17 protein-coding genes are annotated in these 21,417 nt (G+C 59.6%); 10 read left to right on the top strand and 7 right to left on the bottom strand.

From position 1 onward, the window contains the following. Positions 1 to 65: 65 nt before the first annotated feature. The 3 genes from adeC to ACP7E4_RS11455 are packed head-to-tail and all read right to left on the bottom strand — an operon-like array spanning position 66 to position 5,821. Positions 66 to 1,526: an AdeC/AdeK/OprM family multidrug efflux complex outer membrane factor gene (gene adeC, locus ACP7E4_RS11465; protein ID WP_426113889.1), complete on the bottom strand. Its 1,461-nt coding sequence runs from the start codon at positions 1,524 to 1,526 to the stop codon at positions 66 to 68. Then, positions 1,523 to 4,657 (bottom strand): efflux RND transporter permease subunit, encoded by a 3,135-nt coding sequence (locus ACP7E4_RS11460; RefSeq protein WP_426113891.1) that lies wholly within the window; start codon positions 4,655 to 4,657, stop codon positions 1,523 to 1,525. The genes adeC and ACP7E4_RS11460 overlap by 4 nt, the downstream gene beginning before the upstream one ends. Positions 4,658 to 4,660: 3 nt before the next feature. Beyond that, the gene (locus ACP7E4_RS11455) at positions 4,661 to 5,821 is read right to left on the bottom strand and encodes an efflux RND transporter periplasmic adaptor subunit (RefSeq protein ID WP_426113893.1); all 1,161 of its coding nucleotides are present in this window, start codon (positions 5,819 to 5,821) and stop codon (positions 4,661 to 4,663) included. A gap of 247 nt (positions 5,822 to 6,068) precedes the next feature. Between ACP7E4_RS11455 and ACP7E4_RS11450 the strand changes: the two genes are divergently transcribed. From ACP7E4_RS11450 to ACP7E4_RS11440, 3 genes are all read left to right on the top strand, one after another. Then, positions 6,069 to 6,701 (top strand): TetR family transcriptional regulator, encoded by a 633-nt coding sequence (locus ACP7E4_RS11450; protein ID WP_426113895.1) that lies wholly within the window; start codon positions 6,069 to 6,071, stop codon positions 6,699 to 6,701. A 448-nt stretch (positions 6,702 to 7,149) separates the two neighbouring features. Next, entirely contained in the window at positions 7,150 to 8,274 is a 1,125-nt protein-coding gene (locus ACP7E4_RS11445) for a type VI immunity family protein (RefSeq protein WP_426113897.1), read from the top strand. Positions 8,275 to 8,428: 154 nt separating this feature from the next. Then, entirely contained in the window at positions 8,429 to 9,232 is an 804-nt protein-coding gene (locus ACP7E4_RS11440; RefSeq protein ID WP_426113899.1) for a cache domain-containing protein, read from the top strand. 87 nt (positions 9,233 to 9,319) lie between these two features. Here the strand turns inward: ACP7E4_RS11440 and ACP7E4_RS11435 are convergent, their stop codons facing one another. From ACP7E4_RS11435 to ACP7E4_RS11425, 3 genes are all read right to left on the bottom strand, one after another. Continuing rightward, positions 9,320 to 10,828, bottom strand: a complete 1,509-nt coding sequence (locus ACP7E4_RS11435; RefSeq protein ID WP_426113901.1) for an MDR family MFS transporter — start codon at positions 10,826 to 10,828, stop codon at positions 9,320 to 9,322. A 220-nt stretch (positions 10,829 to 11,048) separates the two neighbouring features. Next, positions 11,049 to 11,219, bottom strand: a complete 171-nt coding sequence (locus ACP7E4_RS11430) for a hypothetical protein (protein ID WP_426113903.1) — start codon at positions 11,217 to 11,219, stop codon at positions 11,049 to 11,051. Positions 11,220 to 11,339: 120 nt separating this feature from the next. Next, complete coding sequence (locus ACP7E4_RS11425) at positions 11,340 to 12,230, bottom strand: LysR substrate-binding domain-containing protein (protein ID WP_426113905.1); 891 nt, start codon at positions 12,228 to 12,230, stop codon at positions 11,340 to 11,342. A gap of 163 nt (positions 12,231 to 12,393) precedes the next feature. On the opposite strand from ACP7E4_RS11425, the gene ACP7E4_RS11420 reads away from it, so the two are divergent. The 6 genes from ACP7E4_RS11420 to ACP7E4_RS11395 all read left to right on the top strand — a co-directional run bounded on the left by ACP7E4_RS11420 (position 12,394) and on the right by ACP7E4_RS11395 (position 19,793). Next, the gene (locus ACP7E4_RS11420) at positions 12,394 to 14,028 is read left to right on the top strand and encodes a 5-guanidino-2-oxopentanoate decarboxylase (protein WP_426113907.1); all 1,635 of its coding nucleotides are present in this window, start codon (positions 12,394 to 12,396) and stop codon (positions 14,026 to 14,028) included. 5 nt (positions 14,029 to 14,033) lie between these two features. Then, the gene (locus ACP7E4_RS11415; RefSeq protein ID WP_426113961.1) at positions 14,034 to 15,476 is read left to right on the top strand and encodes an aldehyde dehydrogenase family protein; all 1,443 of its coding nucleotides are present in this window, start codon (positions 14,034 to 14,036) and stop codon (positions 15,474 to 15,476) included. Between the two features lie 226 nt (positions 15,477 to 15,702). Further along, entirely contained in the window at positions 15,703 to 16,806 is a 1,104-nt protein-coding gene (locus ACP7E4_RS11410) for an ABC transporter substrate-binding protein (RefSeq protein WP_020293062.1), read from the top strand. A gap of 145 nt (positions 16,807 to 16,951) precedes the next feature. Continuing rightward, positions 16,952 to 17,860, top strand: coding sequence for an ABC transporter permease (locus ACP7E4_RS11405; RefSeq protein WP_426113909.1), 909 nt, complete (start codon positions 16,952 to 16,954; stop codon positions 17,858 to 17,860). Beyond that, a complete protein-coding gene (locus ACP7E4_RS11400; protein WP_426113911.1) occupies positions 17,857 to 18,714 on the top strand; it encodes an ABC transporter permease in 858 nt (285 codons plus the stop codon). Before ACP7E4_RS11405 ends, ACP7E4_RS11400 begins: the two co-directional genes overlap by 4 nt. 23 nt (positions 18,715 to 18,737) lie before the next feature. Further along, entirely contained in the window at positions 18,738 to 19,793 is a 1,056-nt protein-coding gene (locus tag ACP7E4_RS11395) for an ABC transporter ATP-binding protein (RefSeq protein WP_426113913.1), read from the top strand. A 13-nt stretch (positions 19,794 to 19,806) separates the two neighbouring features. On the opposite strand, the gene ACP7E4_RS11390 is transcribed toward ACP7E4_RS11395, so the two are convergent. Beyond that, complete coding sequence (locus ACP7E4_RS11390) at positions 19,807 to 20,736, bottom strand: AraC family transcriptional regulator N-terminal domain-containing protein (RefSeq protein WP_426113915.1); 930 nt, start codon at positions 20,734 to 20,736, stop codon at positions 19,807 to 19,809. Between the two features lie 325 nt (positions 20,737 to 21,061). Here ACP7E4_RS11390 and ACP7E4_RS11385 point away from each other — a divergent pair, with 325 nt between their 5' ends. After that, complete coding sequence (locus ACP7E4_RS11385) at positions 21,062 to 21,403, top strand: putative quinol monooxygenase (protein WP_426113917.1); 342 nt, start codon at positions 21,062 to 21,064, stop codon at positions 21,401 to 21,403. Positions 21,404 to 21,417 lie beyond the last annotated feature (14 nt).

Below are 21,417 nucleotides of genomic sequence, written 5' to 3'. Positions count from 1 at the left end.
TGAGGCGTACTTTTAAAGATAAAAAAAACCCACCTGAAATGGTGGGTTTTTTTATGGCACGGCTATCAGAACAACTGAACGCTCGGCTTCTCTTGCGAGATTGGCTTGGCTTGTCCGGTCTGCTCATACCAGCCACCGCCCAAGGCCTTGTACAGATTGACCTCGCTGGTGAGCTGGGACAAACGATCGGTGATCAACGACTGCTGCGCGCTGAACAACGAGCGCTGGGCGTCGAGGAAGGTCAGGTTGCTGTCGATACCGATGCGATAGCGACGCTCGGCCAGACGGTAGTAGTCCTGGTTGGCGGCAACGAAATCACTTTGCGCCTGCAACTGTTCGTTGAAGGTTTTACGTGCAGTGAGACCGTCGGAAACTTCCTGGAACGCCGTCTGAATCGCCTTCTCGTAGTTGGCGACGCTGATTTCTTTCTGGATTTTCGAGTAATCCAGGCTGGCGCGCAGGCTACCGGCGTTGAAGATCGGGATGTTGATGCTCGGCTGGAACAGCCAGGTACCCGAACCGCCGTTGAACAGACCGGACAAGTCCGGGCTGATCGTACCGGCATTGGCCGTCAGGCTGATGCTTGGGAAGAACGCCGCACGTGCCGCGCCGATATTGGCGTTGGCCGCCTTGAGTTCATGCTCGGCCTGCAGGATGTCCGGACGACGCTGCAACAGCTCCGAAGGCATTCCGGCGGGTACGAGACTGAGCAGGTCCGCGCTCAGAGGCTGGGCTTGCGGCAGGTTGTTCGGCAGACCGGAACCGAGCAACAGCGTCAGGCTGTTGAGGTCCTGGGCAACCTGGCGCTGATAGCGCGCCAGGGAAACCCGGGCACTTTCCACCGAAGTCCGCGACTGGCTCAGGTCCAGTGCCGACGAGACACCGACTTCATTGCTGCGCGAGGTCAGGCGATAGCTTTCTTCGAACGCCTTGAGGGTGTTCTGGGTCAGCTTGAGCAGTTCCTGGTCGGCTTGCCACGTCAGGTAAGCATTGGCGACGTTGGCCACCAGGCTGATCTGTGTGCTGCGGCGCGCTTCTTCGCTGGAGAAGTAAGTCTCCAGCGCTTGTTCGCTAAGGCTGCGTACGCGACCGAACAGGTCCAGCTCGTAGGCGCTGACGCCCAGTGTCGCCGAGTACTGGCTGGTAATGCCCGACTCGCCGCTGGTGGACAGGTTCGCCGGAACCCGCTGACGGCTGCCGCTGCCCGTGGCGGAAACCGCCGGGAACAGATCGGCACGCTGGATGCGGTATTGCGCACGGTAAGCGTCGATGTTCAGCGCCGCGACACGCAGGTCACGGTTGTTGATCAGTGCCGTCTGGATCAGCTGTTGCAGGGCCGGGTCATGGAAAAACTGACGCCAGCCTTGTTCCGCCGCCGCAACGTTCGCCGCTTCGGCCGGCGAATACGCCGGACCTTGCGGGTACTGCGCCGCGACTGGCGCTGCAGGTTGCTTGTACTCAGGGATCAACGAGCAGCCGCCGAGAATGAACGCGGTAACCGCCAGAGAGATCAGGGACTTGCTCATTGGCCAGCCTCATCATGTGAAGTTTCTTTCTGTTTGCCCTTGAACAACGAGGATACCGAGACGAAGAACAGTGGTACCCAGAAGATCGCCAGGACAACGGCCGTGATCATACCGCCGATTACGCCGGTACCGATCGAATGTTGACTGCCCGAACCTGCGCCGGTGGAAATCGCCAGCGGCACAACGCCGAGGATGAACGCCATGGACGTCATGACAATCGGTCGCAAACGCATCCGGCAGGCTTCGATCGCTGCATCCACAAGACTCTTGCCTTGTTCATGCAGCTCCTTGGCGAATTCCACGATGAGGATCGCGTTCTTCGCCGCCAGACCTACCGTCACCAGCAAGCCCACCTGGAAGAACACGTCGTTGGACAAACCACGCAGGCTCGTTGCCATCAACGCACCGATAACCCCAAGCGGAACCACCAGCAACACCGCGATAGGAATCGACCAGCTTTCATACAAGGCCGCCAGACAGAGGAACACCACCAGCAGCGACAGCGCATACAACGCAGGCGCTTGCGAGCCGGACAGACGTTCTTCGTACGACAGGCCAGTCCATGAATAGCCGATACCCGCTGGCAGTTTCTTCACCAGGGCTTCGACTTCAGCCATCGCTTCACCCGAGCTGTAGCCCGGCGCCGGAGTACCGAGTATTTCCTCCGCCGTCACACCGTTATAGCGCGACAGTTTTGGTGAGCCGTACACCCAGGCGCCAGATGCGAACGATGCGAACGGCACCATTTCACCCTTGGCGTTGCGCACGTACCACTTCTTCAGGTCTTCGGGGCTCATGCGGGCACTTGCTTCACCCTGCACATACACCTTCTTGACTCGACCGCGGTCGATGAAGTCGTTGACGTAGTTACCGCCCAGCGCGATGGACAGCGTGGTGTTGATGTCCGACAGCGTCACGCCCAAAGCACTGGCGCGTTCGTCGTCGATGGTCAGCTGATACTGCGGCTCGTCATTCAGACCGTTGGGACGTACGCCCGCCAGAATCTTGCTTTGCGCCGCCAAGCCGAGGAACTGGTTGCGAGCTTCCATCAACTTGGCATGGCCGACACCGCCCTGATCCTGCAGGAAGATGTCGAAGCCCGTGGCGTTGCCCAGCTCCAGAACCGCTGGCGGAACCACCGCGAACACCATGGCATCGCGGAACCCGAAGAAGTGCGCCTGCGCCCGCTTGGCCAGCGCAAACACGCTGTTTTCTGCGGAACGATCGCCCCATGGCTTGAGCATGATGAACGCCAGACCCGAACTTTGACCGCGACCAGCGAAGTTGAAGCCGTTTACGGTGAATACCGATGCAACTGCGCCACCTTCTTCTTCAAGCAGGTATTTGCGCATGTTGTCGATCACGCCCTGGGTACGCTCGGACGAGGAACCCGCCGGTGTCTGCACCTGAGCAAAGATCACGCCCTGGTCTTCTTCAGGCAGGAACGCCGCCGGGATGCGGGTAAACATCCAGATCATGCCGGCAAAAATCAGCAGGTAGACCAGGAACGCCGGGATGCGGTGCTTGAGCATATTGCCCACGCCGCGCTCGTAGCTCTGCACGCTGCGGTCGAAGGTCCGGTTGAACCAGCCGAAGAAGCCGCGTTTTGGCTGACCGTGTTTTTCATGGTCGATCGGCTTGAGCATGGTGGCGCACAAGGCCGGGGTAAAGATCAGCGCGACGACCACCGACAGGGCCATGGCCGAAACAATCGTGATCGAGAACTGCTTATAGATCACACCGGTGGAACCGCCGAAGAACGCCATTGGCAGCAGAACCGCCGACAGCACCAGCGCGATACCGATCAGCGCGCCCTGGATCTGCTCCATGGACTTGATCGTGGCCTCTCGCGGCGAAAGTTTCTCCTCCGCCATCACCCGCTCGACGTTTTCCACCACCACAATCGCATCGTCCACCAGCAAGCCGATGGCCAGGATCATGCCGAACATGGTCAAGGTGTTGATGGTAAAGCCGAAGGCCGCGAGGATACCGAACGTACCAAGCAATACCACGGGTACGGTCATCGTGGTGATGATCGTGGCACGGAAGTTTTGCAGGAACAGGTACATCACCAGGAACACCAGCACAATCGCTTCGCCCAGCGTGTGCACCACGCCGGAAATCGATTCACTGACCACTGGCGTGGTGTCATACGGATAGACGACTTTCATGCCTGGCGGGAAAAACGGTTCAAGCTGCGCAACCGTGGTGCGAATCGCCTTGGCGGTGTCCAGTGCGTTGGCACCGGTCGCCAGTTTGATCGCCAGACCGGAAGCTGCCTTGCCGTTGAACTGCGCGTCAATGCTGTAGTTCTCGCCACCCAGGCCGACTCGGGCCACGTCACGCAGACGAACCTGCGAGCCGTCCTGATTCACTTTCAGGAAAATGTTGCCGAACTGCTCGGCGGTCTGCAGACGCGTCTTGCCGATGATGGTTGCGTTGAGCTGCTGCCCCGGCATCGCTGGCAAACCGCCCAGCTGACCAGAAGAAATCTGCACGTTCTGCGCGGAGATTGCGGTTTTCACATCCACTGGCGTCAGCTGGAAGTTGTTCAGCTTGGCCGGATCGAGCCAGATACGCATGGCGTACTGGGCACCGAACACCTGGAAGTCACCCACACCGGAGGTACGCGAGATCGGGTCTTGCATGTTCGAGACGATGTAGTTGGCCAAGTCTTCCTTGCCCATGCTGCCGTCTTCAGACACCAGGCCGATAACCATCAGGAAGTTTTTCACTGCCTTGGTTACCCGGATGCCTTGCTGCTGAACTTCCTGCGGCAGGAGCGGCGTCGCCAGGTTCAGTTTGTTCTGGACCTGAACCTGCGCCGTATCCGGGTTGGTGCCCTGGTTGAACGTTGCAGTAATGGTCATGCTGCCGTCGGAGTTACTTTCCGAGCCAACATAACGCAGGTTGTCGATACCGTTGAGCTGCTGCTCGATCACCTGAACCACGGTGTCCTGCACGGTCTGTGCAGAAGCGCCTGGATACGTAACCTGAATCGCAATGGCCGGTGGCGCAATGCTCGGGTACTGGTTGATCGGCAGCTTGAGGATCGATAAAGCCCCGACCAGCATAATCACGAGGGCAATTACCCACGCGAAAATCGGGCGGTCGATAAAAAATTTCGACATGAATTACTCCCCTTTGCTGCCTGCGGCTTTTTCAGTTGCCGGGGCAGGTGCCGGGTTTTCCGACTTGACGTTGGTGGCTTCCGCGACCTTCACTTCTGCGCCTGGTTTAACGTACTGCAGACCTTCCGTAATGATCCGGTCTCCGGCTTCCAGGCCACTTTCGATCAACCAGTCGCTACCCACGGTGCGATTGGCCACCAAGGTGCGCAATTCGACCTTGTTGTCCTTGTTCACGATCAGTGCGGTCGGCGTGCCTTTCAGGTCACGGGTAACGCCTTGTTGTGGCGCCAGGATCGCTGCGGCATTGACGCCGGCCTGCAGGCGAGCGTGCACGAACATGCCCGGCAGCAAACGGTGGTCCGGGTTCGGGAACACGGCGCGCAGGGTCACGGAACCGGTGGTTTGATCCACGGAAACTTCAGAGAACTCCAGTTTGCCTTCCAGCGCGTACTTGCTGTTGTCTTCCAGGGTCAGATTGACCTTGGCAGCATTCTCGCCAGCTTTCTGCAACTTGCCGCTGTCGAGTTCGGCACGCAGCTTGAGCATTTCCACCGAAGACTGCACCACATCGACGTAGATCGGGTCGAGTTGCTGGATCGTCGCCATGGCATCGGCCTGAGCGCTGCTGACCAGCGCGCCTTCAGTTACCGACGAACGACCAATGCGACCGGAAATCGGCGACAGCACTTTGGTGTAGCGCAGATTGATCTGAGCGGTCTGATACGTGGCCTGCGCGGTCAGGCTGTCGGCCAGGGCGGTGTCGTACTCCTGACGGCTGACGGCTTGCTCGCTGACCAGTTGCTTATAACGATCGGCCAGTGATTTGGCAGATTGCAAGGCGGCCTTGGCGCTGTTGGCAGTGGCTTCGTAAAGGGCCGGATCAATCTGATAGAGCTGCTGACCGACCTTGACGTCGGCACCTTCAGTGAACATGCGCTTGAGAATGATGCCGTTGACCTGGGGGCGAACTTCCGCGATGCGGAACGCCGTGGTTCTGCCGGGCAGATCCGAGGTCAGCGTGTATGGCTGGGTTTTCAGAGTGACCACACCAACCTGAGGTGGCGGCGGAGCAGGGGCCGCCTCTTCTTTTTTACTGCAACCGCCGAGCAGGGTGGCCAGGGCGACGGCAGTGACCAGAACGGTAACAGCTGGCTTGAATTGCATGAAGATCCTCGGGTCAGGAGCCTGAGTGCTCAAGAAGGTTAAAGGTTAAAAATGTATTCCGGCTGGATAAGTAGGAAGCTAATGAATATACTTACATTCACGGTTGTTTGTAAATACCCATCCCTGCATCAATATGCCGCAGGAATCGGGGATTGTAGGTTCGGGACAAGGCAATACAAATGCCGCCCGGTTCTGCTTGGGAGCTGTCAATTCACAGCTCCAGGCAATTTGATGAGGTTTTACTGCCATGGTCCGTCGTACCAAAGAAGAAGCTCAGGTTACCCGCAGCCAGATTCTGGAGGCCGCCGAGCAGGCATTCTATGAGCGAGGGGTGGCGCGTACGACCCTGGCGGACATTGCCTCGATTGCCGGCGTGACGCGCGGCGCGATCTATTGGCACTTCAGTAACAAGGCCGATCTGGTGCAAGCGATGCTCGACAGCCTGCAGGAGCCGCTTGAAGAAATGGCCAGGGCCAGCGAGAGCGAGGATGAAGACGACCCGCTGGGCTGCATGAAAAAACTGCTGATTCATTTGTTTCATCAAGTTGCACTGGACCCGAAAACCCGTCGCATCAATGAGATTCTGTTTCATAAATGCGAGTTTACCGATGAAATGTGTGACTTCCGTCGTCAGCGCCAGGCGAGTGCCCTGGAATGCAATGATCGAATCGGCGTTGCCTTGAATAACGCGGTTCGCAAAGGGCAGCTTCCCGCCAACCTCGACAGCGTTCGTGCGTCGATCACGTTGCATGCCTATATCGACGGCATGCTCGGCCAGTGGCTACTGATTCCTGACAGCTATTCGCTCAACGAGCATGCTGAACAGTGGGTAGAAGCAGGCCTGGACATGTTGCGCCTGAGCCCTGCGTTGCGAAACTGATCGGCTGTCGCAGGTTGTACCACCGAATATGCAGCGCATCCATCGTGAACTCAACGCGCATGGACAGGGAGTTTACGCTTCGTTCGTCAAATTGGGGCGCAATGCCAGTATGAAACTTCATGACATTTGTGAGTGACGTAGTCCCGTCTTGTAGGACGTCAGTAGGACATTTCTTGAAACGTGTGGCTGATTTCCCAAACTAATTCCTACGTATTGCTCCTGCGTAAAACTCTCTTCATTCTTTGCTCCAAGCAAACATGAACGGGAAGAAATTGCATGTTTTCGGGCACCCTTGCGCCTATATGCCCTGTCGTTGGCGACAAATTCCTCGCAACCTCTCAACGCTTCAAAGTCGCCCCTGACACCCGAAGCCCTGCATGGGCAATGCGGGAAAGGTCCAATGAAGGTCTTTCACGCCGCCGCGCCGGGATGATCAGGAGGATCGTTCGTGTCGGAAACTCTTTCTGAGGCTGTGCGTTTGTTGGGGCGGCTCAGGGATGGGGCCGGGCGTGTGACGATTGACTCTGCACGCGCCGTGCCCATCCTGCGTATGGGCCTGATCACTACTCTTTATTTCAGGCAGGGTCATACGCTGGATGCCAGGTTCCGGATCGACGCCTGCTTTGCGCGTTTCTACGAGACGTTCCGGCCTTTGCTCAAATGGCAGCATTACCAACACGTGCGCAAGCTGGCGCCGAGCAGTTTCGCCAGGTGTCGACGGCAGATTCTCGACGGCTCACCTCATGAGCCGTTGTTGTGGTCGTTATCCAGCGCAGACGCTTCGCAAGTGGCCAACTATCAGCTGTTGCTGACCTGCACGCCCCAGGAGCAGGCGGATACCGACCTTTGCTGCATGAAAATGGTTCTGCCCTGGGCATACCTGACCGAAAGCGGTGGCGTCGGTTTATACGAGGGCTGGATCAAATTCCTGTGCGGCCAGCTCCATGCCGAACATGGTTATGGCGGCCTGGGGTGCATTCTGCCGTTTGCGGGTCATCGTCATCTGTCGCTGGAATACCGCCTGGCGCTGAGTAATAACGGGCTGATGGTCGACTCGGGCCCACATCTGGAAAGCCTGCGTCTGCTCAATCGCATCAAGGGCGTCAGCTGGTACACGGTGCTTGGGCAACGCTTTGTCCGGCAGCTGGGCGGCAATGATCGTCTGCGAGGCACGCTGAGTTCGCACAGCGATATCACCTTTCACGCCTACGACGGCGGCTTGTTGGTCCGTGCCGGCGTGCTCCCGGATTTGCTCCCCGCGACCGAAACGCCACCGTTGGCCTACAGGGCGCTAAACAAAGTGCTCAGGCCGATCCGTCTACAGGACACCGGTTGCCTGCATCCTTATCCGATCCCCGGTCCCTGCTTCACCAAAGAGACGACCGCGCAGTGGTATGCGCGCTTTGACGACAAACCCAAGCCAGCAGTCAACGCAGGCCAGCCTTGCCCCGAAACCGGTAACTGGTTCAGCAATGCCAAGGCGCGCTCGCGACGGTTTTTCCAGCAGGGCGAAGTCATGCCCGCGTTCGAGCATCTCAAGCCCGAGCGCACGCAGTGGTTCTGGGCTGACTGACCGCACAACCAGCCCTGGCAGCGTCCTGTGAATAGTTCGTCATCGTCCGGTTATTGGCTAAGCTCAGTCCAAACCAATAAAAGAGGGATCGGCAATGCCGTCGTCGCCACGCAGTATCGGGCTCGTAAAAGTGCTCTTGGGGTGGGTATGTCTAATGTGGCTGGGGCAAGGCTGGGCCGGGGCGGAAAGTCCCGATCAAGGGCCGGCGGCCAAAGCGCTGCTGGAAAAAGCCGTGCAGCGCTATCAACAGGAAGGCGACAAAGCCTTCGCCGAATTCAGCCGCCAGGGTGAGTTTGTCGATGGGGAACGTTATGTGTTCGTGGTCGATACCAAGGGCGTGATGCTCGCCAGTGGCGGGCCATCCGTGGTGCTGATCGGCCGGGACGTTTCCCAGGTGCTGGAACCCGATTTGCAAAAGGCGTTCAAGGAGGTGCTGCAAACGCCTGAAACCAAGGGTGTGCAACAGGCGGAATATCGCTGGAACAACTGGGCTGACGGTAAGGTAGAACGCAAACGCGTGTACTTTCAGCGGGTCGGCGAGCGCATCCTGGCGGTGGGTTACTACGTACCGCGCGCTTCACCCGAGCAGGCAAGGGCATTGCTGGACAAGGCCGTCAGCGAACTGGCTCGCGACCAAAAGGGAACGCTGACTGCGATAAACAGCCTTCAGGGCGGATTCCTTCAGGACGATCTGTATGTGTTCGTGGTCGACCTGAGCAACGACCGCTACGTCGCCCACGGCACTAATCTGCGCCTGATCAATACCGACTTCAGGAAGGTCAAGGATCCAGAAGGCAAGCCTGTGGGCGAGCCAATCCTGACGCTGATCGCCAGGCAAGACGCAGGCGAATACGAGTACCGCTGGCGTAACCCGATTACCAACAAAGTGGAAAACAAGCACGCCTATGTGCGCAAGGCGGGTAACTATCTGGTGGCGGTGGGGTATTACAGCAAGTAATCGTCCTTGTGGGAGCGAACTTGTGTGGGAGCGAGCTTGCTCGCGAATAGGCGCGACGCCTCGCCAACAAGTTGGCTCCTACAATGATCACCGCTCCTGATGCTCTCTACCCCGCAACAAATGATTGGGCATCGACAGCGCGGCCACCAATCCGAACAGGGATACCGCCGCGCTGATCATCATCAGGTGCTCGAACGTCAGCGCCAGTTCACTGCGCAGGTTTTGCAGCGCGGGGCCGCTGGCGGCGTTGAGACTGTCCATCAACACATTGCCGGAACCGCCCTCAATACCTGCCACCGCGCCACTGACATGAGCCAGGTCTGTGCCTTGCAACATGGCCAGCAGTAGCGCGGACATTACCGCCACGCCCACGGCCCCGCCCAGGGAGCGAAACAGGTTGGTGGTGCTGGTGGCGACGCCCATGTCTCGCACCGCGACGGAGTTCTGCGTACCGACCAGCGAAGTCGGAAACTGCATGCCGCTGGCGAAACCGGTCAGCACCATGAACAGGCCGGTGAGCAGCACCGACTGCGGCGGGGTGAAGGCCATGCCGAGGATCGCCAGCGGCATCAGCAGCGCGCCGGTCAGGATCAAGGGTTTGTAGCGTCCGGTCAGGGAGGTGCGGCGGCCGGCGAAATAAGCGCCCATCGGCATGCCAATCGCCAGCGGCAGCAGGTGCAAGGCGGCGCTGTCGGCACCGCCGCCGGTGACGGTCTGGAAACGCAGCGGCACCAGCACGATCAGCGAAATCGCCTGGAAACTGGTGAAAAACACCGTGCACCAGCACAGTACCGCGCTGCGATTGGCGAACAGATGCATGGGCAGCAGCGGCTCTGGCGCGCGCCGTTCGTAGAGCACGAACACCACCAGTGCCAACAGCGCGATGCCCAGCAAGGCGACCACTTGATCATCGCGCCAGCTGCGGCCCTGGCCAATTTCGGTGATGCCCAGCAATAAAGAGCTGAGGCCGACGATCATCAGCACCGTGCCGAGGTAGTCAATGATGGGTTTGCGTTGCGGGACGGGCAGACCGATCAGCGTGCGTTTGGCGACCCACCAGGCGAGCACGCCCAGCGGCAGGTTGATCAGGAACACCCAGCGCCATGACAGATACTCGGTCATGAACCCGCCGAGCACCGGGCCGGCTACGCTGGCGGCGGCATACATCCCACTGAAATAACCCTGGTAACGCCCGCGTTCGCGAGGTGGGACGATGTCGCCGATGATCGCCTGGCTCACCGAAACCATGCCGCCCGCGCCGATGCCCTGAATGATCCGCGCCAGCACCAGTTGTTCCATGCTTTGCGCCATGCCGCAAAACAGCGAAGCCAGGGTAAACAGCCCGAGGCCGAACAGCATCAGATTGCGCCGCCTGTACAAATCGCCCAGCTTGCCGTAGATCGGCACCGCGACGGTCAGCGCCACCATATAGCCAGAAATCACCCAGGCCAGCAGGTCGAAATCCATGAATTGCGCGGAAATGGCTGGCATCGAGACGGCGACGATGGTTTGGTCCAACGCGCTGAGAAAGACTGCCATCATCAACGCAAACAGAACGCTGCGGATGGACGGCGTGGTTTGATTAAGGTTGGTCAAGGCAGAACCTGATCGACAGTGTTTACCCGCCGCCATTGCGGCAGGAGAAAGTCGTCAGTCTAATCCGATAGCTTGCTAATCGATAGCTGCCTTAGGCATAGCCCGTGGAGAAACCCCGTGGGAGCTTACGAGCAACGTGAGGCAGCGATAGCGGTTGACCTGACACACCGCTTCGCGGCCGTCGTAACCTCCGATCGCTCCCACAATTCGATCCCGCAACTCATCGCAACGCGCTGAAGGTCGCATCAGTGGGGACGCAATGGCCGAAGCTGCAACTGGCCACGCGAGGTGCTTCGCGGATCAGCTCGATCCGGTATGCGCCCGCTGCGTAAAGGGCAACGATGGCGCTGACACCTATTGCAGCCAGGCATTTTCTTGTTGTTATGTTCATGACGCTTTCCTCATTCCGACTACAGAGCAGTTCTGAAAGGGACTGAGGAAATTGTAGGACACGTTCTGCTGTGGTGTAGGAAAGAAGCGATCTAGCAAATGGCCAGTTCGCCGCCAACGGTTATAGATCCGCCCGTTGCGCTGCTTGCGCCAGGAGCCAGTCAATCAGTTCCTGCAGCTGTGGCGAAGCGCCTGGTCGTGTCGGGAACACAAAGTAATAGGCGGCGCCGGTACGAACTTTCAGGTCGAAAGGCATGACCAGGCGGCCGGTGCTGAGGTCTTCTTCAATCAGCGCCCAATCACCAATCGCCACGCCAGTGCCTTGCGACGCCACCGACATCGCCAGGTCCAGGGTGTCGAAATGCTGCCCTTTGCTGATATTGCTGACGGTCGCGCCTGCGGCTTTCAGCCATTGCTCCCAGTCGCGCTGGTCCCGGGTTGGATGCAGCAGCATGTGCTGTTCCAGGTCCGCGAAGGTTTTGAGCGGCACCGGCCCGGCCAACAATTGCTGGGAACAGACCGGCGTCAGTTGCTCGTCGAAAATGTGATGGACCTGCATCGAACTGTCCGGCCGCGCGCCGTAGACCACGGCGGCATCGAATTCCTCCCGGCGAAAATCCACCGCGTGCTGCACAGTGGTGGTCAGTTCCACCGGCACATCCGGGCGTTCCTTCTGCCATTGCAGCAGGCGCGGAAGAAGCCAGCGCATCAGGCAGGTCGGCGCCTTGAGTTGCAACGCGTCGCGTTTGACGCCCACTTGCTCGACGGCTTCGTCGATCAGCGCGAAGACCTGCTGAATGCGCGGAAACAATTCCCGGCCCTGCGCCGTGAGGCTCAAGCCGCGTGCCTGGCGTTGAAACAACGAATAGCCCAGATGGCTTTCCAGCCCGGAAATCTGCCGACTGACCGCGCCCTGGGTGATGTGCAACAGTTCGGCGGCGCGCGTGAAATTGCAGCACTGGGCCGTGATCAGGAAGGTGTGAAGCGCAGGAAGTGGCGGCAAACGTTTCATAGGATTTCAGGCATGCATGGGGAACATGCCTAAGCATGACATTTTATACGTTGTCACAACCATGCCCGGCAGTTCCAATTACCCTCACAAACTGTGCCCACTCGCGCCTGACCTGACGCGCGAACGTCGGACAGTTCTCGAACCGATGAAGGATAAATGGCAAATGGCGACTTGCGGCGAAGTGTTGGTGAAGTTACTGGAAGGTTATGGTGTCGAGCAGGTGTTCGGTATTCCCGGGGTGCATACGGTTGAGTTGTACCGTGGTTTGGCGGGTTCGACGATCAACCATGTCACGCCCCGCCACGAGCAAGGCGCGGGTTTTATGGCAGACGGCTATGCCCGCACCAGCGGCAAACCCGGCGTGTGTTTCATCATCACCGGCCCCGGCATGACCAACATCACCACGGCGATGGGCCAGGCGTACGCCGACTCGATTCCGATGCTGGTCATTTCCAGCGTGCAGTCGCGCAATCAACTGGGCGGCGGGCGCGGCAAGTTGCACGAGCTGCCTTCGCAAAGTGCGCTGGTGGCGGGCGTCGCGGCGTTTTCCCATACCCTGATGTCTGCGAGTGAATTGCCGGGTGTGCTGGCGCGCGCGTTTGCCTTGTTCCAGGCCGGTCGCCCGCGCCCGGTGCACATTGAAATTCCGCTGGATGTGCTGGTAGAGGAGGCCGATGAGCTGCTGCAAAGCAAACCGGTCAGCGTCTATCGCTCCGGCGCGGCACCTGCGGCCGTGACGCAAATGGCCAGTCTGCTGGCCAAGGCCAAGCGCCCGTTGATCCTTGCCGGTGGCGGGGCCATCGATGCGGCCCAAGCGTTGATGAAACTGGCGGAGCAGCTGGATGCGCCAGTGGCGCTGACCATTAACGCCAAAGGCATGTTGCCATCGCGCCATCCGCTGCTGATCGGTTCGACACAATCCCTGGCGCCGACGCGGGCGCTGGTCATGGATGCCGACGTGGTCCTGGCCATCGGCACCGAGCTGGCGGAAACCGATTACGACATCACCTTCACCGACAGCTTCAAGATTCCCGGCACGCTGCTGCGCATCGACATCGATGCAGATCAGACCGTGCGCAATTTCCCGCCTGCGGTCGCATTGGTATCCGACGCTGAGATCGCGGTCAACGCCTTGCTCACCGAACTTGTCGGCCAACATCGGCAGGAGCGTGCCGATGACTGGGGCCGCACCCGCGCCGCGGCGCTGCGTGAAACCCTCGAAGCGTCCTGGGACAGCGCGACTCGCGGGCAAACCCGATTCCTGCAAACTGTGCTCGATGTTCTGCCTGATGTGGTGCTGGTCGGCGACTCCACTCAGCCGGTGTATACCGGCAACCTGACCCTGAATCTGGAGCACCCGCGGCGCTGGTTCAATTCGTCCACCGGCTACGGCACGCTGGGTTATGCCTTGCCCGCAGCCATCGGTGCCTGGCTGGGCGCCGCCGATTCGGGCGCGCGCAATCCGGTCGTCTGCCTGATTGGCGATGGCGGTTTGCAATTTACCCTCGCGGAACTGGCCAGCGCGGTGGAAGCGCGCACGCCGGTCATTGTGTTGCTGTGGAATAACCAGGGCTACGAAGAGATCAAGAAATACATGCTCAACCGTGCCATCGAACCGGTTGGCGTGGACATCTATACCCCGGACTTCGTCGGCGTGGCCAAGGCCCTCGGCTGCGCAGCACAGGCGGTGTCGGGTGTCGAAGAATTGAAGGTCGCGTTGCAGGCGGCCCATGAGCGTCCGGGACCGACCTTGATTGAAATCGACCAGCAGGTCTGGATAAACGGGATGCAAGACTGATGAGCATGATGACTGTGCAACACGGCCTTTATATCAACGGACAATGGCGTTCGGGCAGCGAATTGCTGACCGTGATCAACCCGGCAACCGAAGCTCAGCTGGCGACGGTTGGCGGCGGCGATGCCTTGGCGGTGGATCAGGCAGTGCAGGCTGCCAGCGCAGCGTTTGCTTTGTGGTCGCGAACCTCGGGGACTGATCGCGGCCGGATTCTGCGGACCATCGCCGCTGGCGTCGCCGAGCAACGTGCGACATTGATGCAGCTGCAATCGAGCAACAACGGCAAGCCCGAGTTTGAAGCCGCGATTGATGTCGATGACGTGATCGCCACGTTTGAATACTACGCCGGCCTCGCCGAGGCGCTGGACGAGCAGCAGGATCGCCCCGTCGTATTGCCCAGCGAAGATTTCACTGCGCGGTTGCGGCGGGAGCCGTGTGGCGTGGTCGGGCTGATCGTGCCATGGAATTTCCCCATGGTGACCACCGCCTGGAAACTCGCCCCGGCGTTGGCTGCCGGTTGTTGCGTGGTTCTCAAGCCCTCCGAAGTCACGCCGTTGGCCGAGCTGCAACTGGCGAAAATCATTGCCGCCAGCGGCTTGCCGGACGGCGTGTTCAATCTGGTCTGCGGCACTGGTCTGGCCGTCGGCGCGCCAATGGCAGCTGACCCGCGCATCGCGAAAATCTCCTTCACTGGCAGCAATGCTGTTGGCGTGCAGGTCATGCAGCGCGCCGCTGAAACCATCAAGGGCGTGAGCCTGGAGTTGGGTGGCAAGTCCTCGTTGCTGGTGTTGGACGATGCTGATCTGGATCTGGCGGTCGAACTGGCCAGTGGCGGCGGCTATTTCAATGCCGGGCAAATGTGCTCGGCCACCAGCCGGGTGCTAGTCGCTCAGTCATTGTTGGCGGAGTTTCTGCAACGCCTGATCGCTCGGGCCGAAGCTATTCAGGTGGGCGAGCCGTCGCAAGAGGGCGTGGAAATGGGCCCGCTGGTCAATCTCGCGCAATATCAGCGGGTGATTGCGCATATCGAAGCCGGAAAACAGGCCGGCGCGCGGCTGTTATGCGGCGGCGAACGTCCGGTTGATCGTCCGCTGGGCTATTTTTTACGGCCCACGGTGTTCACTGACGTGCCCCTGGACAGTGCACTGTGGCGCGCAGAGATTTTCGGCCCGGTGCTGTGTGTGCGAGGTTTTGCCTCTGAAGCCGAAGCCATCGCCCTGGCCAATGACAGTGAGTTCGGCCTGGTAGCCAGCGTAGTTGGCGCCGATCCGCAGGCCACCGAACGGGTTGCCAATGCCCTGCACGCCGGACTGGTGTGGATCAACGCGCCGCAGGTGATTTTCCCGCAGGCGGCCTGGGGCGGTTACAAACAAAGCAGTCTGGGCCGCGAGTTGGGGCCTTGGGGCATGCAGGCTTTTCAGGAAATAAAGCACGTCATCCGCGCTGTCTGATCGGGCACGAACGGCTCACGCATGCCTCTTGGCGAGGCATGCGTTTGACACATGGCTTCAATGACAAATTTTCGATTGTTGGGGGTTCGACGGGCACTCAGGATGACCTCGCCGACTCAGCTGATGCGCCCGGATCACGGGCCTTTGGTGAGAGCTTCGGGAACGCGGTTCGCCTGTTGCGACGATGCGTCACCCTCAACATGCAGCAACGAAAATGGAGTCCAGAATGGGCCAGCATGATCTGAACAGAAGGCAGTTCATCAAGACAGTGGGCGTCGCATCGGTAGCCGCAGCGGCCATGTCGATGCCGTTCATCCGCGCCAACGCCAGCGACACTCGATTCCAGGGCAAAACCCTGCGGCTGCTGACCTGGTCCGATGACACCGGCCTGGCTGCGTTGCGCAACATTGCGGCGACTTTCGAAGCCAAGACCGGCGCCAAGGTCATTGCCGACCGCACCGGCAGCACTTCGGAAATGGTCGCCAAGCTCAAGGCTGGCGGTGATCGTCCGCAATACGACGTCATTACGCTGGCTGGTGTTGGCGCTGAAGGCCTGGCAGCGGCTGGTTTGCTGGAAAAACCCGACCTCAACCGCATTCCGAACATCGTCGACGTTCCGGAGAAATACCGCACCGGCGCCAACGGCCACGGCATTGGTTATCTGTTGTGGTGCAACAGCCTGATCTACAGCACGCGCACCGTGAAGGAAGCACCGGACAGCTACGCCGCATTGTGGGACAAGGACCTCGCACCGAGCATCTTCCTGCCGCCGCCGAACTGGACCGAGGCCATGGACCTGATCATCATCGCCGCCAAACTGGCCGGTGGTGACGAACACAATATCGAGCCGGGCTTCAAGAAGCTCGCCGAGCTCAAGGATCGCGTTGTGACCCTGGGCGAAAACCCGAATCAGATCGCTGAACTGTTCCGCACCGGCTCGCTGGACATGGGTGGCCTGTACGCGCCAGCGTTTTTCCCGAATCAGATTCGCGACCCGGCCTACGGTCTGGGCGCCACTTTCGGCATGAAAGAAGGGTTCTATACCGACTTGATGCAGTCGGTCCTGCCGAAAAATCGTCCGGGCGATACCGACTTGGCCTACGCCTTCATCAACCATTCTCTGGACCCGCTGGTGCAGGGCAAGATGGCGGAAGACATCTACAACGGCCCGGTCAACTCCAAGGCGATCATCTCCGCCGAGGCGCGCAAGAGCCCGTACATCCTCACCCCCGAGCAAATTGCCGACAAAGCGATCATGCACGACAACGCTTTCCTGGCCTCCGTGCACGACCAGTGGATTCGCCGCTACACCGAGATTTTCTCTTCCTGAGAAAAGGGCGCGATGTGTGGGAGCGAGCTTGCTCGTGAAGAGGCCGGTACATCAGACGCTTTCGCAAGCAAGCTTGCTCCCACAGGTCCCGGGTTGCCTTTGAGAATCGGGTGATCCCTCGGTTACTAATAAAGAGAACACCACCATGGAACACCAATCCTTGATCCGCCCGGTAGCCGTGGCTGTTGCACGCAAACCGAGGACATTTTCTCCAACCGCCCGCGCCTGGCTGTTCCTTACGCCATCGATGCTGTTCATGGCGGTTCTGATTGCCGCCAGCTTGCTGGTCCTGCGCATGAGCGTGGGCACCAAGGGCGCGGAGTGGACCGGTTTCAGCCTCGACAGTTATGCCCAACTGCTGGAACCCTATTATTTGAAGTCATTGCTGCTGACCCTGCGCCTGGCGCTGATCAGCGCGGTGATTGCCGTGATCCTGGCGATCCCGGTCGGCTACACCATGTCGCGTCTGCAATCGCCCTTCATCCGGCGCATATTTCTGGCGGCCGTATTGCTGCCGCTATTGGTCAATCTGCTGCTGCAAAGCTACGGCTGGCTGGTGATCCTCGGTCCGGGTGGCATGCTTAATCAGGCGCTCAAAGGCATGGGCCTGATCACGCGGCCGATCATGATGTTGTACAACCAGAACGGCGTATTGATGGGCCTGGTGCAGACCGCGTTCCCCCTCGCAGTGCTGCCGATTGCCAGCGCCATGCGCGGTGTTTCCCGCAGCTACGAAGAAGCGGCCGCGACCCTTGGCGCCAGCCGCTTTCAAGTGTTTCGTCAGGTCGTCCTGCCCATGAGTCTGCCGGGAATTACTACCGGCGCCACTTTGGTGTTTGCCTACAACGCCAGCAGTTTTGTCGTACCGCTGCTGCTGGGCGGTAGACGTGTGCCGATGCTGGCCGTCATGGTTCACGACCAGATCGCGCCGTTGATGAACTGGCCGGCGGCTTCGGCGGCGGGCGTGGTGCTGATTGTCACGACGCTGGCGATCATGACCCTTTCGGAATACATCACCGGGCGCCGACGCCGCATGCTGGAGGCTTCGCAATGAGTCTTTCGACGAAAAAACGCTTTCGCCTACAACCGGTTTTACCTGGCGACACCGGCCGTTTCGCGGCGATTCTTTCCGGTTTCATCCTGCTGCTGGCGGTCATGCCGATCCTGACCATGATCGTCATGTCGTTCAGCGGCGCGTCGAACCTGGATTTCCCGCCTTCCAGCTACAGCCTCAAATGGTATGAAGCCGCCTGGCGCACCTTTGTTTCACCGGACTCCAGCGATGTTCTGAGCCTGGGCAAGGCCATGACCACCAGCCTGTTGGTAGCCTGCCTGACCATGGTTTTTGCGACGATTATCGCCGTGCCCGCTTCCTACGCGCTGACCCGCTGCGAATTTCGCGGCAAGGCTGTGGCCATGCAATTGATGTCGCTGCCGCTGGTGTTTCCCATGGTGGTGTTGGGCCTGGCGCTGTTGCTGATATTCGACAACCTGCCGTTCCACATGGACACCTCGCGACTGGTGATTGCCCACGTGATTCTGGCGCTGCCCTTCGTGGTGAAAAACTGCACGGCGGCGATGATGTCCATCGGCAGCGAAGTGGAGGAGGCCGCGCAAATGCTCGGCGCCTCGCCGCTGCGGGCGATTGTCGACGTGGTGGTGCCGCTGATGAAGTCGGGGATTCTCGCCGGCATGCTGCTGGCGTTCATTGTCTCGTTCAACGAATTCACCGTGACCTACTTCCTCTACAACATCGACGTGATGACCGTGCCGATCTGGATGTACAGCCGCACCGTGTCGTCGCTGGATCCGACCGTTTTTTCCTTCGCCGTGCTGATCGTGCTCATCGACTTCGTCCTGATCTGGGCGCTGGAGAAGCTGGTTGGCGAAGGTGGCGTCTCGTTCTGATTGCCCATTGAGGTTTACAAAAAATGACCGGATTGATTCTGGAAAACGTAGAGAAATACTACGGCTCGGCCTGCGCGGTAACCGACGTCAACCTGCATCTGCCAGAAGGCAAGCTGGTGTGCTTTCTAGGCCCGTCCGGCTGCGGCAAGACCACCTTGCTGCGCATGATCGCCGGGCTGGAAACCCTGACCAGCGGCGAAATCCGCCTGGATGGTGAAGACATCAGCCATACGCCGGCGCATCAGCGCAATTTCGGCATGGTGTTCCAGTCCCTGGCGCTGTTCCCGCATATGACCGTCGGCGAGAACATCGCTTACCCGCTCAAGCTGCGCGGCGTCGGTAAACCTGAGCAAAAGGCGCGGGTCAGTGAGTTGCTGGAATTGATCCAACTGAAGCAAATGGTTGATCGCCCGGTGGCGAAATTGTCCGGTGGCCAGCGTCAGCGTGTGGCGATTGCCCGGGCCATCGCTTCGCATCCCAAGCTGCTATTGCTCGACGAGCCTTTGTCGGCGCTGGACGCCAAGCTGCGCGAGTCCATGCAAGTGGAAATCCGCCAGTTGCAGAAGCGTCTGAATATCACCACGATTCTGGTCACCCATGACCAGCGCGAGGCCATGACCATGGCCGATATCGTTGTAGTGTTGGGCGAACACCGGATCCAACAGGTGGGCACGCCCATCGAGATTTATCGCAATCCGGCCAACGAATTTGTGGCCGACTTTATCGGCTCGGGCAATATCTTTGCGGCGACTGCGCTGGGTAACGGCAAGGTCGGCATGCCAGGCGGGGAAGCGCTGAATGTGCCGATCAGCGAGAGCATCGTGGTCGGCTCCAACATCAAAATGCTGGTCCGCCCGGAAGACTTGCAGCTGTCACTGCCGCAAACCGCAGCGGCAAATCAGTTGGCCGGCACTGTGACGTTCATTCGTGACATTGGCGCGACCATTGAAACCACGGTCGACTGCTCAGGTGTGTCGCTGACTGCGCTGAGCACGCCGAATCAATGCGTGGGGCTGAGCATTGGCAACCTGGTATCGGTAACCATTCCGTCCGAGGCGTGCCGGGTGTTGAGCGCCTGACTTCGGCAACCGGTCAAACGATTTTGCGCAGGCGCGCCAAATCCCTGAGCGGAGGCGCGCCGAACTGACGGCTGTATTCCCGGCTGAATTGCGACGCGCTTTCATAGCCCACTTTGTAACCGGCGGCGGACGCATCGAGTCCGTCGGCCAGCATCAAGCGCCGGGCTTCCTGCAGGCGCAGTTGCTTCTGATATTGCAGCGGGCTCATGGCCGTCACCGCTTTGAAGCGGTGATGCAGGGTCGAGACACTCAAATTGACTTCCCGCGCCAGCTCTTCGATGCGCAACGGCTCACCGAAGTGCGCGTTCAGCCAGGTGATTGCCTGAGTGACACGATGGGTCTGGCAGTTGGCGATGGCAATTTCGTACAACCGATGCCCTTGTTGACTACGCAGCAAGCGATAGAGGATTTCGCGTTTGATCAGCGGTGCGAGCATGGCGATGTCTTTCGGGCTGTCCAGCAAACGCGACAGGCGCAGCACTGCATCCAGTAACTGCGTGTCGATGCGCTCGACATACAGGCCGCGCCCGCTCGGGCGAGTCGGCACACTCATGGGGCCGGCTTCGGCAATCAACGCATTGATTTCAACGGGATCGATGTCCAGGCGCAGCGCCAGGTTGGGGTTATCCACGGTGGCGTTGAGGATCCTGCCGCTCAACGGCATCGCCACCGACACCACCAGATAATTCAGCGGATCATAGGTGTAGGTTTCGTCGCCAAGACGCACTTGCTTGCTGCCGTGGGCGAAGATACATAAAGCCGGCTGCGCCACGGCTGGCAAGCTTTCCGAAGGATTTTCATAGCGGGCCATGAACAGCGGCGCGATAGCGGTCTGGAACGAGCCTTCCTTCGGCGCATAGCGACGAATCAGGTCAGCCAGCTCGGCGCGCTGCTTTTCCATGTCTGCGCTTAGCGTTTCAACGTGGCGTTCGAGCTGCGACATGTATCGAGTCCTTTGATCCTTGGTGAATGCGCCCAGCTTATTTTTGTGCAAGGCAAAGCGCTACGCGATTCCTGCCGGATGATTGCCTGATCCTGCCGGGCGACGTCGCGCGAGGCGATGCGGCGGCCGATTTGCCAGCATCCACGGCAATTCAGTGGGTACCTGATGTATAGAAGACTGACCGCAGAAAACCGCCTCCGTGCAGAATCAGGCAAGAACGTGGCAGGAACTGTCTACCGGGTAATTGCCAGCAGCCTTTAATCTCTGCTCCTGTCGCAGCACTGCGAATTTCTTCACGCGGCACGTAAAACAAGGAGCCAGGACCATGCCTCAATCAACTTCGGTGAGCCATCTCGTTTTCGCCCGTGCCCGGATCGGTCAGAGTGACCAGCTCGGTGCGCGCCTGGACAGTCTGATCGCGCCTTCGCTCAATGCCCCCGGCTGCCTGGAATTTGCCTTGCAGCATTCGGCGCGTGATCCCGACCTGTGGCTGATTTCCGGTTCATGGGCTGACGAACAGGCCATGAGCGCCTGGTTCGAGACGCCGCATTTGCAGGTGTTTTCCGAGATCGTTCAGGAACTCATCGTCAGCAGCCTGGATTTTCATACCTTCGCGACCGACGACGGCGCCGATGCCAATGTGCAGCAGATGCTGCGCGCGATCTAGGTAACCCACCGCAG

The sequence above is a fragment of the Pseudomonas sp. DSP3-2-3 genome (assembly GCF_049898225.1).
GTDB lineage: Bacteria > Pseudomonadota > Gammaproteobacteria > Pseudomonadales > Pseudomonadaceae > Aquipseudomonas.
This window is presented reverse-complemented; position numbering and strand designations above follow the sequence as displayed.